This window comes from Arsenophonus nasoniae DSM 15247, from assembly GCF_000429565.1.
Lineage (GTDB): Bacteria > Pseudomonadota > Gammaproteobacteria > Enterobacterales > Enterobacteriaceae > Arsenophonus > Arsenophonus nasoniae.
The window spans coordinates 39,814-57,351 of sequence record NZ_AUCC01000001.1; the positions used below are offsets into that span (position 1 = coordinate 39,814).

21 protein-coding genes and 1 pseudogene are annotated in these 17,538 nt (G+C 38.0%); 9 read left to right on the forward strand and 13 right to left on the reverse strand.

Annotated features, from left to right (window positions below; genetic code table 11):
* Positions 1-73: 73 nt before the first annotated feature.
* From npr to kdsD, 10 genes are all read right to left on the reverse strand, one after another.
* Positions 74-346 carry a PTS phosphocarrier protein NPr gene (gene npr, locus G468_RS0100190; RefSeq protein WP_026821355.1) on the reverse strand — a complete coding sequence of 91 codons (273 nt, stop codon included), beginning with the start codon at positions 344-346 and terminating at the stop codon, positions 74-76.
* A complete protein-coding gene (gene rapZ, locus G468_RS0100195; protein WP_026821356.1) occupies positions 343-1,197 on the reverse strand; it encodes an RNase adapter RapZ in 855 nt (284 codons plus the stop codon). Before rapZ ends, npr begins: the two co-directional genes overlap by 4 nt.
* A gap of 68 nt (positions 1,198-1,265) precedes the next feature.
* Positions 1,266-1,733 (reverse strand): PTS IIA-like nitrogen regulatory protein PtsN, encoded by a 468-nt coding sequence (gene ptsN, locus G468_RS0100200; RefSeq protein WP_026821357.1) that lies wholly within the window; start codon positions 1,731-1,733, stop codon positions 1,266-1,268.
* 112 nt (positions 1,734-1,845) lie between these two features.
* Positions 1,846-2,133 (reverse strand): ribosome hibernation promoting factor, encoded by a 288-nt coding sequence (gene hpf, locus G468_RS0100205; protein WP_026821358.1) that lies wholly within the window; start codon positions 2,131-2,133, stop codon positions 1,846-1,848.
* A gap of 22 nt (positions 2,134-2,155) precedes the next feature.
* A complete protein-coding gene (gene rpoN / locus G468_RS0100210; RefSeq protein ID WP_026821359.1) occupies positions 2,156-3,595 on the reverse strand; it encodes an RNA polymerase factor sigma-54 in 1,440 nt (479 codons plus the stop codon).
* 63 nt (positions 3,596-3,658) lie between these two features.
* Positions 3,659-4,384, reverse strand: a complete 726-nt coding sequence (gene lptB / locus G468_RS0100215) for an LPS export ABC transporter ATP-binding protein (protein WP_026821360.1) — start codon at positions 4,382-4,384, stop codon at positions 3,659-3,661.
* Positions 4,385-4,389: 5 nt separating this feature from the next.
* A complete protein-coding gene (gene lptA / locus G468_RS0100220) occupies positions 4,390-4,944 on the reverse strand; it encodes a lipopolysaccharide ABC transporter substrate-binding protein LptA (protein WP_051296895.1) in 555 nt (184 codons plus the stop codon).
* A 1-nt stretch (position 4,945) separates the two neighbouring features.
* Positions 4,946-5,536 carry an LPS export ABC transporter periplasmic protein LptC gene (gene lptC, locus G468_RS0100225; protein ID WP_026821362.1) on the reverse strand — a complete coding sequence of 197 codons (591 nt, stop codon included), beginning with the start codon at positions 5,534-5,536 and terminating at the stop codon, positions 4,946-4,948.
* Between the two features lie 18 nt (positions 5,537-5,554).
* Entirely contained in the window at positions 5,555-6,118 is a 564-nt protein-coding gene (kdsC, locus tag G468_RS0100230; protein WP_026821363.1) for a 3-deoxy-manno-octulosonate-8-phosphatase KdsC, read from the reverse strand.
* 16 nt (positions 6,119-6,134) lie between these two features.
* Positions 6,135-7,103 (reverse strand): arabinose-5-phosphate isomerase KdsD, encoded by a 969-nt coding sequence (kdsD, locus tag G468_RS0100235; protein ID WP_026821364.1) that lies wholly within the window; start codon positions 7,101-7,103, stop codon positions 6,135-6,137.
* Between the two features lie 305 nt (positions 7,104-7,408).
* Here kdsD and mlaF point away from each other — a divergent pair, with 305 nt between their 5' ends.
* The 7 genes from mlaF (at position 7,409) to murA (ending at position 12,207) form a co-directional block, all read left to right on the forward strand.
* Positions 7,409-8,212: a phospholipid ABC transporter ATP-binding protein MlaF gene (mlaF, locus tag G468_RS0100240; RefSeq protein WP_026821365.1), complete on the forward strand. Its 804-nt coding sequence runs from the start codon at positions 7,409-7,411 to the stop codon at positions 8,210-8,212.
* 4 nt (positions 8,213-8,216) lie between these two features.
* Positions 8,217-9,002 carry a lipid asymmetry maintenance ABC transporter permease subunit MlaE gene (gene mlaE / locus G468_RS0100245; protein WP_407061997.1) on the forward strand — a complete coding sequence of 262 codons (786 nt, stop codon included), beginning with the start codon at positions 8,217-8,219 and terminating at the stop codon, positions 9,000-9,002.
* Positions 9,003-9,005: 3 nt separating this feature from the next.
* Positions 9,006-9,539, forward strand: a complete 534-nt coding sequence (gene mlaD / locus G468_RS0100250; RefSeq protein WP_026821367.1) for an outer membrane lipid asymmetry maintenance protein MlaD — start codon at positions 9,006-9,008, stop codon at positions 9,537-9,539.
* A 34-nt stretch (positions 9,540-9,573) separates the two neighbouring features.
* Positions 9,574-10,206 carry a phospholipid-binding protein MlaC gene (mlaC, locus tag G468_RS0100255; RefSeq protein WP_026821368.1) on the forward strand — a complete coding sequence of 211 codons (633 nt, stop codon included), beginning with the start codon at positions 9,574-9,576 and terminating at the stop codon, positions 10,204-10,206.
* Complete coding sequence (gene mlaB, locus G468_RS0100260; protein ID WP_026821369.1) at positions 10,203-10,487, forward strand: lipid asymmetry maintenance protein MlaB; 285 nt, start codon at positions 10,203-10,205, stop codon at positions 10,485-10,487. The genes mlaC and mlaB overlap by 4 nt, the downstream gene beginning before the upstream one ends.
* Before the next feature lie 148 nt (positions 10,488-10,635).
* Entirely contained in the window at positions 10,636-10,890 is a 255-nt protein-coding gene (gene ibaG / locus G468_RS0100265; RefSeq protein WP_026821370.1) for a BolA family iron metabolism protein IbaG, read from the forward strand.
* A 51-nt stretch (positions 10,891-10,941) separates the two neighbouring features.
* Positions 10,942-12,207, forward strand: a complete 1,266-nt coding sequence (murA, locus tag G468_RS0100270) for a UDP-N-acetylglucosamine 1-carboxyvinyltransferase (protein ID WP_026821371.1) — start codon at positions 10,942-10,944, stop codon at positions 12,205-12,207.
* A gap of 55 nt (positions 12,208-12,262) precedes the next feature.
* Here murA and degS read toward each other — a convergent pair whose 3' ends face one another.
* The 3 genes from degS to zapG all read right to left on the reverse strand — a co-directional run bounded on the left by degS (position 12,263) and on the right by zapG (position 15,504).
* On the reverse strand, positions 12,263-13,336 hold the full coding sequence (degS, locus tag G468_RS0100275) for an outer membrane-stress sensor serine endopeptidase DegS (RefSeq protein ID WP_026821372.1): 1,074 nt from the start codon (positions 13,334-13,336) through the stop codon (positions 12,263-12,265).
* 100 nt (positions 13,337-13,436) lie between these two features.
* A complete protein-coding gene (locus G468_RS0100280; RefSeq protein ID WP_026821373.1) occupies positions 13,437-14,855 on the reverse strand; it encodes a Do family serine endopeptidase in 1,419 nt (472 codons plus the stop codon).
* A gap of 244 nt (positions 14,856-15,099) precedes the next feature.
* Positions 15,100-15,504 carry a Z-ring associated protein ZapG gene (gene zapG / locus G468_RS0100285; protein ID WP_026821374.1) on the reverse strand — a complete coding sequence of 135 codons (405 nt, stop codon included), beginning with the start codon at positions 15,502-15,504 and terminating at the stop codon, positions 15,100-15,102.
* Positions 15,505-15,727: 223 nt separating this feature from the next.
* Between zapG and zapE the strand changes: the two are divergent.
* Positions 15,728-16,840 (forward strand): annotated as a pseudogene (gene zapE, locus G468_RS19320) (cell division protein ZapE).
* A gap of 251 nt (positions 16,841-17,091) precedes the next feature.
* The gene (gene rplM, locus G468_RS0100295) at positions 17,092-17,520 is read left to right on the forward strand and encodes a 50S ribosomal protein L13 (RefSeq protein ID WP_026821375.1); all 429 of its coding nucleotides are present in this window, start codon (positions 17,092-17,094) and stop codon (positions 17,518-17,520) included.
* Positions 17,521-17,538: the final 18 nt, after the last annotated feature.

A 17,538-nucleotide genomic window follows, 5' to 3' on the forward strand; every position in this document is an offset into this window, starting at 1 on the left:
GAGCTTAATAACCATGAAAGGTGATTTTGCTGACGAATGGCCTTGATGTCGTGAAATTTAGGCAGAAAATTTATTAGTCTTCTTCAAGTTTATGATGAAAAAGTTGAATAATTGCTGCCAGTGCCTGTTCTTCATCTGGACCCGTTACTTCAACATCGATATAACTTCCTTGCTCAGAGTCTAGCATCAGCATTGCTATAACACTATCTGCTTGAGCTTCTATATTATGACAGTTGCGTAAGCGCACTGTAGATTCAAACTGTTGGATCAGTTCACAAAGCATTATTGCTGGCCTAGCATGCATACCCTGCTGGTTTTTTATAATAATGCGATGATAGACGGTCATGACTTTCTTTTTTCCAACGTTCGATGACGGGATTGAACATTTTTACCTCTAGAGCGAAAGTAATCAGCCAGTTGTTCAGCAACATAAACTGAACGGTGTTTACCTCCGGTACAACCGATAGCGATGGTCAAATAGCTACGGTTATTCGACTCTAACATGGGTAACCATAATTCAAGATAACTACGTGTTTGATAAATAAAATTATGTACTTCTGTATGTCGGTCAAGGAAGGCAGCAACTGGACGATCGAGACCTGTCATAGGGCGTAATTTGGGATCCCAGTGTGGATTAGGTAAAAAACGTACATCGAATACATAATCTGCATCGATCGGAATACCATGTTTAAAGCCAAAGGACTCGAATACCATAGTCAATTCACGTTCGCGTTTACCTAATAAACGTGCTCTTAGCATTTCAGCCAGTTCATGCACCGACATTTCAGAGGTATCGATGACTAAATCAGCTCGTGAACGTAAAGGCTCTAATAAATCATTTTCCTCATCAATCGCATTTTCTAATGATAACTTTTTGCTGGAAAGTGGGTGTAGACGGCGTGTATCACTATATCTTCGGATCAACGTGTTACGATCTGCATCAAGAAAAAGTAATTGCGGGGAAAAACTAGTAGGTAAATTTTTTAACGCTTTTTCAAAAATTGCTGGGTCGTCGGGCATATTGCGAACATCAATACTCACAGCAGCTGAAATTTGTCGTTCAGCCAGCGTATTGGCTAATTCTGGCAGTAAAATAACGGGCAAATTGTCAACACAATAAAAACCCATATCCTCCAGCGCTCGTAGAGCAACAGATTTACCTGAACCAGAACGGCCACTGATTATCATCAGCACCATGAGTAATACCCCTTAAGTTTCTTCACAATAAAAAAATCATTATTTTTAGTACAGATTTTTTTAAGTTGTTATTCAGTAATGATTTCATAGAGTTCTTCATTACTTTGCGCAGCGCGTAAACGACGACACAAGTTCTTGTCAGCCAACCGTTTGGCAATTAAAGAGAGCGTATGTAAATGTGTTTTACATTGCTCCGAAGGAACTAATAGTGCAAACAGCAAATCAACAGACTGATTATCAATGGCATCAAAAGCGATCGGTTCATTCAAATGAAGAAATACACCCACTGCGTCGGATGAATTACTGTCATTTAATTTGCCATGAGGGATTGCAATACCCCCACCAATACCGGTTGTGCCGACTTTTTCACGGGTAAGTAATGAATCAAAAACGACATTTTCAGGCACATTCAGTTCAATAGCAGCAACTTCACTAATAATCTCTAGTGCTCTTTTTTTACTCGTACAATGTACATTATTTAGTGTACATGATGGTGTTAATACCGAGCTTAATGATAATTTTTTTTCACTGTTCATTGGATTTATTCACTTAGGGCAATTATACCAGATATCGATAATCAATATCTGGTATGAACGATACTCGCATCAATAATTTATATTTAGTGCCCTTGTTGTTTAATAACACAAATTAATGTTGTTTCAATTTTTCTTTATATTTAGTAAGCTGACGTGCCATTTTTTCTACCATGGCATCAATAGCAGCATACATATCATCTTCTTGAGCAGAAGCATGGAGTTCTGCTCCATTCACTTTCGCTGTTGCTTCAGCAATCTGATTAAATTTCTGTACTTTTAAAATTACATGAATACCATTAATATGGTCAAAATATTGTTCAAATTTTGAACATTTTTCTTCAACGGTATGTCGTAATGCTTCGGTAATTTTAATATTTTGTCCAGTAATTTGAAATTCCATAGTATCTTCCTTCTCAGTTAATTCAAATCAGTTTTTTACGCTGATTAGAGGGTGGAATGGATAGAGACTCTCGATATTTAGCAACTGTACGACGAGCAATTTGAATCCCCTGTTCTGCTAGTATGCTCGTTAATTTGTTATCACTCAAGGGTTTTACAGGGTTCTCTGCCGCAATGAGTTTTTTTACTAGCGCGCGTATAGCGATAGAAGACGCTTCTCCTCCTGTATCGGTGTTAACATGGCTAGAAAAAAAGTATTTCAGTTCAAAAATGCCTCTTGGACTATGGAGGTATTTTTGCGATGTGACACGGGAAATTGTTGATTCGTGCATATCAACCTGATAAGCAATATCCGCTAATACCATAGGTTTCATATGCTCTTCACCATATTCAAAAAATTCTTGCTGATTTTCAACAATACATTGGGCAACTTTTAATAAAGTTTCATTACGACTTTCTAAACTTTTTATTAACCATTTTGCTTCTTGTAAGTTGTTACGGATGAATTGGTTATCTTCTTCATTACCAGAATATTTGCCTAGAGAAGCATAATGTTGATTGATTTTTAAACGTGGAATGTTTTCAGTATTTAGTGCTACTTGCCAGTCATTATCTATTTTACGAACCAAAGCATCTGGGACAATGTATTGTGGCTCTTTAGTTTGAATGACTTGCCCAGGTTTAGGATCTAATCGTTGTATCATAGCGATAACTTCTTTCAAGGCCGCTTCTTTTAATTTAGTTTTCCGGCTAAGTTGCCGAAAATCACGATTGCCAAGTAATTCTAGATGGTCATTAATTATCAGTTTAGCTTCTTTTAGAAAAGGAGTCTCGTTAGGTAATGCTGATAACTGAATAAGTAAGCAGTCTTTCAAATTTTTTGCTGCAACGCCAATTGGATCGAAGTGTTGGATCCGTTTTAATACAATTTCAACTTCTTCCAGGGTAATATCGGTTAGTGCCAAACCGGTGTAAATATCTTCAATAGTAGTGCTTAAATAGCCGGAATCGTCGACAGCATCAATAATGGCGGTGGCAATTGCTGCATCTATTTCAGTAAAGGGTGTCAATGATGCTTGCCAGGATAAATAATCTTGTAGTGTTTGCAATGTTTCCCCTTGGTAGAGAGGAAAATCATTGTCGCTAAAATTATTGCTTAAGCTTGGATAGCTATCTGAAGTATAAATTTCTTCCCAATTAGTATCTAAGGGTAATTCGTCAGGCATATCATTTTGTTCAATTGCTTCAAAACTATCTAGTGTCGCTGGCTCGTTATCATTAATATCTGATGTTTCGATTTCCTGATAGAGGTCATCTTGTTCAAGTAAAGGATTGGTTTCAAGCGCTTGCTGAATTTCGTGCTGAAGTTCTAATGTTGAAAGTTGCAACAAACGAATCGCTTGTTGTAGCTGTGGTGTCATCGCCAACTGCTGACTGAGTCGGAGTTGCAAACTCTGTTTCATAAAATTGGCTTAACCTCTTGGGAATAACATAATAAAAAAACTTACAACTTTAATGAGTTAGGGTTAGAGGCGAAAACCTTCTCCCAAATAGACACGTTTGACTTGCTCATTTTCTAAAATCGCTTTAGGGGTTCCATGAGCGATAAGATGACCTTGACTGACAATGTAAGCACGTTCACAGACATCTAATGTTTCTCTCACATTATGATCGGTTATTAATACACCTAAACCATAATCTCTCAAGTGTTGGATTATTTTTTTTATATCTAATACTGAAATTGGATCAACACCAGCAAAAGGTTCATCTAAAAGAATAAATTTAGGATTAGCCGCCAATGCCCGGGCTATTTCCACTCGGCGGCGCTCCCCACCCGAAAGTGATTGACCGAGATTATTTCTCAAATGAGTAATACTAAATTCTTCCATCAATTCTTCGGCACGTTGTTGTTTTTCTTCGGAGGTTAGATCTTTACGAATTTCTAATACAGCCATCAGATTATCGTAAACGTTTAGCCGGCGAAATATTGAGGCTTCTTGTGGTAAATAACCTATTCCTCTACGAGCACGTTCATGCAGAGGCAATAAACTAATATCTTCATCATCGATAGCAATTTTTCCAGTATCACGAGGAACGATCCCAACTACCATATAGAAGGTTGTCGTTTTACCGGCACCATTTGGCCCTAGTAAACCAACGATTTCACCTGAACTGACTTCTAGGCTAACATCTTCAACAACCTTACGGTTTTTGTATGTTTTTGCCAAATGCTTCGCAGTTAATTTAGCCATTTTTATTATTTACTCTTACTATTATTTGTGCTTTTCACACCAGGGCCTTTTTCTTGTAATTGGGAAGGTAACAATATGGTCGTTACTCGTTTCCCTTTATCGCTAAACGCTTCCATTTGCTGGGTTGGGACTAAATAGGTAATTTTGTCACCTTTAATATTACTATCTAGTTGTTCAAGATAAGCATTACCCGTTAGGATAACCAGTTCTTTTTCCATTTCATAACGTATTTTATCACTGTGACCTTTGATAGGTTTACCATCATCTTGTAATTGATAGAAGGTTGCTGGCGTACCATAGGCTTCGACAACCATCTTTTTTGCATCGCCGTTCGGACGAGTAACAACGACTTTATCAGCTCGAACATCTATAGAACCTTGTTTTATAACAACATTTCCTGTAAATGTGGTAATGTTTTTTTCTAAATCAAGCGACTGTTTGACTGAATCAATCTGAATGGGTTGTTGTGAGTCACTTTTCAGCGCTACTGCTGGCAAGCTTAATATGAATATTGAGCTAGTCAGTGCTACATTAATGAAGATCTTTTTTGCCAATATCATTTTAATGGTTTCCTTCGGGAGCTGGTTGCTTATTGGGGATTTCGTAATAGGTCTTAACATCTTCAATTAACTCTGCGGTATGGGTTCGCATATTACCGCGCATTTCCATACCCACTGAACGTAAACCGATACCAATTAACGTGACTTTATTATTGGATGAAACATCCTGGGTAATTAAGTTAACGATGGCATTTTCTGTCAAAATTTGTTGTAAATCTGAAGTTGGATTTAAGCTATTTACCTGAACATTACCATATAAATAGAGCATATTGTCGCTCGTTAATTTGGCTTTATTGGCGCGTATGGCCCAAGTAGGAATACTTTTGGTATCGTAGGTTGTTAATACTGGATTAATAAACCAACTAATTTTACTACTCGAAAAGTGGTGTGTCTCATCCGTTATCAACTTATAAGCTAATTTGCCCATTGGGTCATAGACATGCGTAACGGCATTGGCAGTTTGATAATTTGGTTGACTATTTTCAATCATAGCAGGTGCTTTTGATTGATTAAAATCAGCTAAGTTCCAGCCGATAAGCGCTAAAACAATCAGTGTTAATATAATGTTAAGCCAAAAGTTAAATTTGCTCATTTGTCTTTTCATTTTTGCCTATATTGATAAACCGTGGGCATTTTCTATTTTGTCTTGAGCGAGCAGGATCAAATCACATATTTCACGTACAGCACCTTTGCCTCCTGCTCGATATGTAACATAATGGGCTTTACTTAACAACATTGGATGAGCATCAGCGACGGCGACCGAAAGCCCTACCTGCGACATGATAGGCCAGTCAATTAAATCATCACCAATATAAGCAATCTGTTGAGGTTGGAGTTTTAATCGGATTATCAGATCATTATAAGCCAAATTTTTTTCACTTTGCCCTTGGTAAAGATAATTAATACCGAGTGTTTTGGCACGATTTTCCAATAATTTAGCTTTACGTCCGGTAATAATGGCGACTTCAATCGCAGAGGTTAATAAACAACGGATACCGTAACCATCCTTTACATTGAATGCTTTTAGCTCTTCACCATTATTTCCCATATAAACTAAGCCATCTGTCATGACACCATCAACATCGCAAATGAGTAATTTTATCAGACGTGCTTTTTCAATGATATGTTGTTCTACTGGGCCATAATAGCTTGTTATTTTATTATGCTCATTCATGTATTAGTTCCAATAATTATATAATGCCTGCTTGCAAAAGATCATGCAGATGAATAACACCAATAAGTGTATCTGCTTTTGCTATCAGTAATGAAGTAATATGGTGTTGTTGCATCAAATTTAAGGCATCAATCGCTAGCATATCAGGTTTTACTCTAATACCCCCGGTTGTCATCACATCAGCAATTTTGGCATTATTTAAATCAATATTCATTGCAAAGACACGTCGTAAGTCACCATCGGTGAAAATACCTTCTATCTGCATTTCTTCGTTACAAATCACTACCATGCCAAGTTTTTTGCGTGTAATTTCCACTAATGCTTGCTGTAATGTTGCCTGTTTTGGGACATTGGGAATATTTTTCCCTGTGTGCATTAAGTCACTCACTCTTAATAAGAGTTTGCGCCCTAATGTGCCACCTGGATGAGAAAGTGCAAAATCTTCAGCAGTAAAACCACGCGCTTCAAGTAAAGCGACAGCAATGGCATCCCCCATGACGAGCATCGCCGTTGTGCTTGTTGTTGGCGCTAAACCTAATGGGCAAGCTTCTTGTGGTACCTTGATACAAAGGTGAATATCTGCCGCTTTACCCATGCTGCTATCAGGGTTTTTTGTCATACAAATTAGCGCAATATGTTGGCGTTTTAACACAGGAATGAGTGCTAATATTTCATTTGACTCCCCAGAGTTAGATATAGCCAGAACAATATCTTTACTGCTAATCATGCCTAAGTCACCATGACTGGCTTCTCCAGGATGGACAAAAAATGCAGGTGTTCCTGTACTAGCTAATGTGGCCGCAATTTTACGGCCAATATGGCCTGATTTCCCCATCCCCATCACCACCACTTTGCCAGTACATTTGAAAATCAGTTCACATGCTTGGTTAAAATCATCATTGATATATTGCTCCAGATTGGCAAGTCCACTACGTTCAATTTCCAATACCTTTTTTGCTGTTTTTTGAAAATCAATTTCCGACATTTTTATTTACCAATTTGATATAAGTAATTTAATTATATGGGTTAATGGCTCTTTAGTAAGGCTGTTTTTTCATATCATTCGTTTTATGTTACAGCCAACATTGTATTATCCGTCTATCGTATTATTAAAAAAATAGCATTTTTCACTATGATGACATTTGAGAATTTGTTTATTGTGACCATGTAATGAGCAAAAGTAAAATTGGCAACAATATTGATAGCGAATATATGGTAGTTTTTAGGTAATATGTTCCATACTGAGTAAATATACTTAAATGATAGTTAGACAGAAAGGCTATTATCGTCATGAAGAAGTCTGTAGATAATATCATAGAAATCAAAGAGATGTCTTTTATTCGGGGTCAACGGCCGATTTTTACCGATATGAGCTTGACGATCCCTAGGGGAAAAATTACGGCAATTATGGGGCCATCAGGTATTGGAAAAACCACTTTGCTACGTTTGATTGGTGGACAATTACGGCCAGATAAGGGAGAAATTTGGTTTGATGGTGTGAATATTCCAACACTATCAAGCACAGAACTTTATGCCGCTCGAAAGAAAATGAGTATGTTGTTTCAGTCTGGTGCCTTGTTTACTGATATCAATGTTTTTGACAATGTTGCTTTTCCTTTACGTGAACATACTGTTTTAGCAGCAGAAATTATTCGAACGGTCGTCATGATGAAGCTAGAAGCTGTTGGGCTCAGAGGCGCAGCCAATCTTATGCCAGCTGAATTATCAGGGGGTATGGCACGACGAGCTGCGTTAGCACGCGCGATTGCCCTGGATCCACAATTAATTTTATTTGATGAGCCTTTTGTTGGGCAAGATCCGATAACTATGGGAGTTTTGGTTAAACTTATTGATGAACTTAATCATGCATTAGGTATTACTTGTGTTATTGTTTCTCACGATGTACCAGAAGTGTTGAGTATAGCGGATAAAGCTTATATTGTGGCAGAACAACATGTCATTGCTGAAGGTACTGCGAAAGAATTGCAACAAAATAAGGATGCGCGGGTTAGGCAATTTCTTGATGGTATAGCAGATGGTCCAGTACCATTTAAGTTTCCCGCAGGAAATTATGCAGCAGATTTATTAGGGTAATGGGATGATACTAATTGATACACTAACCGCATTAGGTCGTCGTTCACTGGCTGTGGTGGCGACATTCGGTCGTGCAGGTTATTTGTTATTTCGGGCTCTATTTGGTAAACCTGAATTTGCAAAACAATGGCCATTATTAATAAAACAGCTCTACAATGTAGGAATCTTATCTTTATTAATAATTGCTGTATCGGGATTATTTATTGGCATGGTACTTGGCTTACAAGGATATTTAGTCTTAACCATGTTTAGTGCTGAATCCAGTCTTGGCATGATGGTAGCCCTTTCTTTATTAAGGGAATTAGGGCCGGTAGTAACTGCGCTTTTATTTGCTGGCAGAGCGGGTTCTGCATTAACAGCAGAAATAGGATTAATGAAAGCAACAGAGCAGATCTCTAGTTTGGAAATGATGGCGGTTGATCCGCTACGTCGTGTGATTGCGCCGCGTTTTTGGGCAGGGCTAATTAGTATGCCATTACTGGCATTAATTTTTGTCGCAGTGGGTATATTAGGTGGTGCGCTAGTCGGTGTCGATTGGAAAGGAATTGATGAAGGCTTTTTTTGGTCATCGATGCAATCTGCCATTGAGTGGAAAAAGGATATTCTCAACTGTTTTATTAAAAGTGTGGTATTTGCTTTTACGGTCAGTTGGATCGCTTTATTTAATGGTTATGATGCAATCCCAACATCGGAAGGGATCAGTCGCGCAACAACCAGAACTGTTGTTCATTCGTCATTAGCTGTGTTGGGTTTAGATTTTGTGCTTACTGCACTGATGTTTGGGAATTAATTCATGCAAAGTAAGAAAAGTGAAATTCTAGTTGGACTATTTGTTTTGATTGCATTAGCTGCGATTGTCTTTTTATGTTTAAAAGTTGCAGATATTAAATCATTTGGAAATCAACCGACTTATAAAGTTACCGCTTCTTTTACCAATGTGGGTGGATTGAAAGTAAATTCACCGGTAAAGATAGGTGGTGTGGTAGTTGGCCGAATAGTCGATATTATGTTGGATAAGAAAACTTATACTCCACGCGTTACCTTAGCGATTTTTAGTCAATATGACAATATTCCTGATAACAGCTCATTGTCAATACTTACCGCTGGATTATTAGGTGAACAGTTTTTAGCACTTAATGTGGGTTTTTATGATCCAGATATGGGCATTACCTTTCTTAAGGACGGTGGACGCATTGAAGATACTAAACCGGCGATAATATTGGAAGATTTAATTGGGCAATTCTTATATAGAAGTGGCGATCCTAATCGTTCAAATAGAGCAAGCCCAGTTTCCGGCAATAACGAAAAATCTTCCACGACACCCTAATGAATAATCTAATATGATGAGAAGGAACCTATTTATGCTTAAACGTTTCTTAATAGTGGCTTTGTTAGTGGTTGCTCCGTTTGCGATGGCGATAGATCAATCGAATCCATATAAACTGATGCAAGAAGCCGCCGCCAGAACCTTTACACGCTTAAAAAATGAGCAGCCCATGATCCGGCAAAATCCAGATTACTTACGCGAGATTGTTTCTGAAGAGCTTTTGCCTTATGTACAGATTAAGTATGCTGGCGCGTTAGTATTAGGTTCTTATTATAATAGCGCAACACCTTCTCAACGAGATAGCTATTTTACAGCGTTTGCAGCCTACTTGAAACAAGCTTATGGCCAAGCTTTGGCCATGTATCATGGTCAACAATATCAAATAGCGCCAGAGCAACCATTAGGCGATAAGAGTGTGGTTGCTATTCGGGTAACGATCACCGATCCACAGGGACGACCACCTGTGCGGCTTGATTTTCAATGGCGTAAAAATAGTAAAACAGGCTATTGGCAAGCTTATGATATGATTACGGAAGGTGTTAGTTTAATTACCACGAAACAAAATGAGTGGGCTAATATTTTACGTACTAAAGGTATTGATGGTTTGACGCAAGAATTAGAGCGTAGCTCAAATATTCCCATTACTTTGGAAAAGAAAAAATCATGATACCCATGTTAACTTGGCAGCAGAATGGGCAAACGTTGATTTTAACCGGTGAGCTTGATCGTGATACTTTACCTGCTTTTTGGCAACAGAGACAGCAACTGTTAAAAGGTATTAATGTGATTAATGTTTCCCAGTTATCTCATATCGATTCTACCGGACTTGCTATGTTTGTCAGGTTAAAATCAGAACAGCAGTCAGGTAATAAATGGGTACTTGAAGGTATTAGTGAGCGTTTTAAGACCCTTATTAGGCTTTATAAAGTTGAGAATTTCATGAACTAATAGGGTTATAAATTTTAAAAATAGCTTATATATAAAGCAGTCGCTCTTGCGCATTTTTTATGCCAAGAGCGTTTGCTTTGATTTGCAGCAGATAATAGATCGCTTAGAATAGATGCATTATCTTTTAATGTTAGAATTGAGTTTAATTATGGATACAAATAAAATAAAGCAAGTATTAATAGAACAATTGAAACTTGATGAAGTGATTGTCAATGGTGATGGCAGCCATTTTCAAATAATTGCTGTTGGTGAAATGTTTAACGGCATGAGTCGGATTAAGCAGCAGCAAGTGATTTATGCGCCGCTAATGGAATATATTGCAGATAATCGGATCCATGCATTATCAATTAAAGCTTATACCCCCGCAGAATGGACAAGAGATCGTAAGCTTAATGGTTTTTAAGACTATATTTTTGCATTAATAATATCAATATTACTCATAGAGAATTTTTTGATGGATAAGTTTCGATTAAAAGGCCCAACGCGTTTGATGGGAGAGGTCTCGATTTCTGGTGCAAAAAATGCGGCATTACCGATATTGTTTGCATCGTTATTAGCAGAAGAACCAGTTGAATTACAAAATGTTCCAAAGCTAAAAGATATTGACACAACAATTGAATTGCTTAATCAGTTAGGTACCAAAGTTGAGCGTAATGGTGCTATTTTTGTTGATGCACGTGGCATTAATAAATTTTGTGCTCCCTATGAATTAGTCAAGACGATGCGTGCATCTATTTGGGCTTTGGCGCCATTAGTTGCTCGTTTCGGTCAAGGTCAGGTGTCATTACCGGGAGGATGTGCAATAGGTGCGCGTCCAGTTGATTTGCATATTGCCGGACTTGAGCAACTTGGGGCTAAAATTACCTTAGATGAGGGTTATGTTAAAGCCTCAGTTGATGGTCGTTTGCAAGGCGCCAATATTGTCATGGATAAGGTTAGTGTTGGTGCCACCGTGTCTATTATGACGGCTGCAACCCTAGCAGAGGGAAAAACCGTCATTGAAAACGCTGCTCGTGAACCTGAAGTTGAAGATACCGCCAACTTTTTAAATTCATTGGGAGCAAAGATCACAGGTGCGGGCACAGACAGCATCATTATTGAAGGGGTAGCTCGCTTAGGTGGTGGTATTTATCGAATTTTACCTGATCGCATTGAAACGGGAACTTTTCTGGTAGCCGCAGCTATTTCTGGCGGAAAAGTTATTTGCCGCAATACTAAACCGGCTACATTGGATGCAGTACTAGCTAAATTACGTGAGGCGGGTGCAGAAATTCACGTTGGTGAGGATTGGATCCAACTGGATATGCATGGTAAGCGACCAAAAGCAGTGACTATCAGAACGGAACCGCATCCCGGCTTTCCAACAGATATGCAGGCGCAATTTAGCTTACTTAATTTAGTGGCTGAAGGTGTTAGTACTATAACGGAAACTATTTTTGAAAATCGTTTTATGCATATCCCTGAGTTAATTCGTATGGGAGCCCATGCGGAAATAGAAGGGAATACCGTTGTTTGTCATGGTGTTAAACAACTTATGGGTGCTCAAGTAATGGCAACGGATTTGCGGGCATCTGCTAGTTTAGTGCTGGCAGGTTGCGTTGCGAAAGGAAAAACAATTGTTGATCGGATTTATCATATCGATCGTGGATATGAAAGAATAGAAGAGAAACTACGTGGTTTAGGGGCAAATATAGAGCGTATTAGCGCAGATAAAAAATAACCCGCTATTTTACAAAGGTAAAAATCAGTAGCTTAGTTAGATTACTGGTTCTTACTTATTGTAGTAGTGATTTTCCTTCATTGTATTCTTCAATTTTAACGTGGACAGTGATTGTTTTGTCGTTGCGTATTAGTACGACAGGGACGATACTGCCAGGATTAATTTCAGCAACTTGATCCATTGTTTCAGCAGCAGAGATAACTGGCTGGCCATTAACAGAAATGATAATATTACCGACTTGAATACCGGCATTTTCTGCTGGGCCATTTGGCGCGACTTGAAAAATACGTAACCCTTTAATTTGATTAATATCGTTATTGTTAGAACGAATACGAGGTAAGTCCCGCGCAGTGATACCGATAAAGCCACGGATCACTCGTCCATCGCGAATAAGTTTTTCCATAATTTTAGTTGCTAATTCAGTTGGAATAGCAAAACCTAGCCCCTCAGGCGTGAAACCATTTTCTGAATGATCGAATGAGAGTGTATTAATTCCCATTAATTCACCTTCAGTATTAATTAGTGCTCCGCCTGAATTCCCATGATTAATAGACGCATCTGTCTGAAGAAAATTCTGTCGGCGGGTAGGGCTTAGCCCTACACGTCCGGTGGCGCTAATAATTCCTTGTGTTACCGTTTGTCCTAAATTATAGGGGTTACCGATGGCTAACACGATATCACCGACGTGTGCTTTACGATGTGGATTAATCGGTATCACCGGAAGATTTTCGGCGTCTATTTTTAAAACAGCCAGATCTGTTAAACTATCTGAGCCAACAATTAATGCGTCAAAAATTAACCCATCAGGTAGTGCAATCTGAATTTGATCTGCATTATTAACGACATGTCTGTTTGTAATAATATAACCGTTACTACTCATAATGACACCAGAACCTAGTGCGGTTAATTCGCGCCCATTCTGGGAAAAACTACCGGTACCACTGCTATAAACATAAACCACAGCGGGTGCTGCTCTACGTACTGCTTTACTAAAACTAATAGGTTGATCATCTTTTTTACCGTCGAGAAGATCGGTGAGTCCTTTTGGACGGATAGAGGGAATAGCTATTAGCAAAATAGCAGCAATAACAAGCCCTACAATGACGGCACGAAAAAGCTTGATCAACATAGTAAGTATTCTGTAATAAGCGATGAACGAGATAATAAAATAGCAGGATACCATAAATACAAACAGGTACGGTAGTTAACCGTACCTGTTTATTGGATGATTAATTGAATATATTATTACCACGAAGTAATAAGATGATATTTTGATCACCACGTAAAATATTTAATACTAAAGCGGTAGGCTTAGTTTCAATAATTTTACGAAGTTGATTAATATTTTCTATCTGTTGTTTGTTGGCTCTAACAATCAGATCACCTTTTGCCAGACCAAGCATTGCTGCAGGTGAATTAGACGAAACGCTATCGACCTTGACACCTTTAGTGCCCTTAATCGTACTATTGCTTAAAGTGGCATCCATTAGTGAAGTGGTTAAAACTTCGGCTTTCGTACTGGTTGACTCACTATCTTCTAAAGTAACCTTCACTTCCATTGGCTTACCTTTACGTAGTAGCCCGATGGTGATCTGTTTACCAATTTCACTGGTGCCAATTTTAGCTCTCAACTCGGCAAAACTATTGATATATTTATTATTAATTGAAACCAAAACATCCCCAGGTTTAATACCTGCTTTGGCTGCTGCAGACTTTGGGATTACTTCACTGACAAATGCCCCTTTTTGCGCATCAATATTCAATGCTTTTGCAACATCAGAGGTCATTTTAGTGCCTTTGATCCCCAATAATCCACGTTTTACTTCACCATGTTTGATAATTTGATCGCTAAGGGATTTAGCCATATTGGATGGAATCGCAAAGCCAATACCAATATTACCCCCGCCAGGTGCTAAAATGGCGGTATTAATACCAATTAGTTCACCATTGAGATTAACCAATGCGCCACCTGAGTTACCTCTATTAATAGAAGCGTCAGTTTGAATAAAATTTTCTAGACCCTCTACATTTAAACCACTACGGCCCAATGCAGAAATAATGCCGGATGTTGCCGTTTGGCCTAAGCCAAAAGGGTTACCAACAGCAACAACAAAATCGCCAACCCGCAGTTTATCGGAGTCAGCTATTTTTATCGCCATTAAGTTCAATTTTTTCAGATTTGCTGTACTCGAATCTTTGATTTGTAACAAAGCGATATCTGTTTGAGGATCACGGCCGATAAGTTTAACATCAATTTCTTTGCCATCATTTAGCTGAATCTGAATGTTATCAGCATTATCAATGACATGGTTATTAGTTAGGATATAACCTTTTTCAGCATCAATAATTACTCCAGAGCCTAATCCTTTAAAAGGGCGAATACTCTGTTGCTGTGAGGGAAAATTGGGCCCAAAAAAGAATTTAAATTCTTCGGGTAGCTGTTGATTTTGAACACGTGTTCCAGATACACGAATACTAACTACGGCAGGAAGTACTTTTTCTAGCATCGGCGCTAGGCGAGGTAATTCTTGACCAGATGATAAAGCAATTGGTGGCATTGATGCAGAATAACTTACTGCAGGTATACCTATGAGTGAAAGACTGATACTCATAGCTAATATAGTTAAAAAATGTTTCTCTTTTTTCATCATGAATTCAATTCTCTTACATACCTAATTTATTTTAAGGTAATTTGCTTCCTGGATAGAAAAGGCCTTCAGCAGGCTAAGACTATAAATTATGCAAAAAAGTTCAGCCAACAGATAGTGGTAATCGTTTTTTTACATGTATTTACATGATATTGATTTTTTTTAACAAAATGAATCTATCAGATGGATGCGCTACCATCGAAATTAGGTAAAGATGCAATTTTATTGATATCGGTAACCTAATTTACCTTTTTTTTTCTTTCATTGAACGAAATAAGCCAGAGGAGCCTTCAGAGTAGTCTTTGGGCGGTAAATTAACGGCAGTTTGATCATTGTCTGACTCTGATTCAGTTAAACGATAGTTAAAAGGGTTGTTTTGTATTGGCATATCAGGCATGAGTTCATGAGAACTTTTCGCCATATGCTGATAGAGTTGGCGATAATCTTGCGCCATGTTATCGAGTAACTCTGCACTACGGGCAAAATGGCTGACCAATTCTTTACGATATTCTTCTAATTCATGGTTTTTCTTTTCAAGTTCAGCTTGCAAAGCTTGTTGGTTACGTAGCTTGGTATTGCCAAAGCGAACTACCAGTGCACCAATAATGAAACCTACAATTAGACCGATTAGTGCATATTCCCAAGTCATGGTGACTCCTTCATTAACAAAACAACATTTATTTTCATAGAAATAAATTCACATTATAGCAGTCACTATACCTGTTAAAAGGAGATAAGTGAAAGCGGGAAAAGTTATTGCTAATGATTTCATATTATTTTGAGGTATTAAAGTAAGAAAGAGTATCGATATAATGTTTATGCTAGGTTTCATTGGCCAATAAAATTATGACCTTTTAAGGAGTATCGCGTTGATGACATTGTTGACTCCCTCTAAACTTTACCAACAGTTTTTGGCTACCGGTGATTATCAATTTGATGAGGTGCAAAGTAAAGCAATAGCACGTTTAGATATTATTCATTATCAATTGCTTAATAGAACATCTCGCTTATCTTTAAGAAATAAAATTGGCCAATTATTTGCTAAAAAACTACATACAAATTGTGAGCCTGTCCAGGGATTATATATGTGGGGTGGTGTTGGCCGAGGTAAAACCTGGCTGATGGATCTTTTTTATCAGAGTTTACCGGATGGTTGAAAATTACGTTTACATTTTCATCGCTTCATGTGGCGAGTGCAGAATGAAATGATTGAGCTACAAGGGCAGCAAGATCCACTAGAAATTATTGCCGATAGATTTAAAAAACAGACCGATGTTTTATGCTTTGATGAGTTTTTTGTCTCTGATATCACTGATGCAATGATTTTGGCAACGCTATTAAAAGCTTTATTTGCCAGAAAATTTTGTTTAATCGCAACTTCTAATATTCCACCCGATGAACTCTATCGCAATGGATTGCAACGAACACGTTTTCTACCTGCGATCGAACAAATTAAAAAATACTGTGACATCATCAATGTTGATGCGGGTATTGATTATCGTTTACGTACCTTGAAACAGGCGGGTCTTTATCTTACGCCAATTGATGAAAAGAGCTGCCATCGGATGGATGAGATATTTATTAAATTAGCTGGCAAACCTGGAGATAGATTCCCTATCCTTGAGATTAATCATCGTACTATGCCGGCAATCCTTACTGCAGAAGGTATCTTATCGATTGAATTTAAAGTGTTATGTGAAGATGCACGTAGCCAAAATGACTATATCGTTTTAGCAAAAGATTATCATACGGTATTACTGTATAATGTTTCGATAATGTCAGAAATTCATGAAGATGTAGCTAGGCGTTTTATCGCTCTGATCGATGAATTTTATGAGCGAAAAGTTAAGTTGATTATAAATGCAGAGGTCGCAATGGATAAACTTTACCAAGGGCATTTATTACGTTTTGAATATCAACGTTGTTTATCAAGATTGCAAGAAATGCAGAGTGAAGAATACCTAAAATTACGTCATATAGCTTGATTAGCGAGTAATAATACAATAAATTAGCGAGAAAATTTATTTTTTGGGTCGATTTTTAGTAAAAACTTCTCTATAATCTCGCCACCCCACGTTACAGCAAGTTTTTTATTTCCCAAAAATCTTGCATTAATGTCAGTTTGACTACTCGAAGGGGTAGGATTCACTGGACACAACTTAGTGTGAACATATTGAAATATTTTTATAAAATATGAGTGTTCGCCAACATGTAACTTATATATGGGTAAGCTTTAATGAAAACTTTTACAGCTAAACCAGAAACCGTAAAACGCGACTGGTACGTTGTTGATGCAGATGGAAAAACTTTAGGCCGTCTTGCAACTGAAATTGCTCGTCGTTTGCGCGGCAAGCATAAAGCGGAATATACTCCGCATGTCGATACTGGTGATTACATCATTGTTGTTAATGCAGAAAAAGTTGCTGTTACTGGTAACAAGCGTGAAGACAAAATCTACTATCGCCATACTGGTTATATCGGTGGTATCAAACAAGCGACCTTCGAAGAAATGATTGCCCGTCACCCTGAGCGTGTAATTGAAATTGCGGTTAAAGGTATGCTACCTAAAGGACCTCTTGGTCGTGCGATGTACCGTAAAATGAAAGTTTATGCGGGTAGTGATCACAACCACGCGGCACAGCAGCCGCAAGTTCTTGACATTTAATCGGGATGGATATAGGCA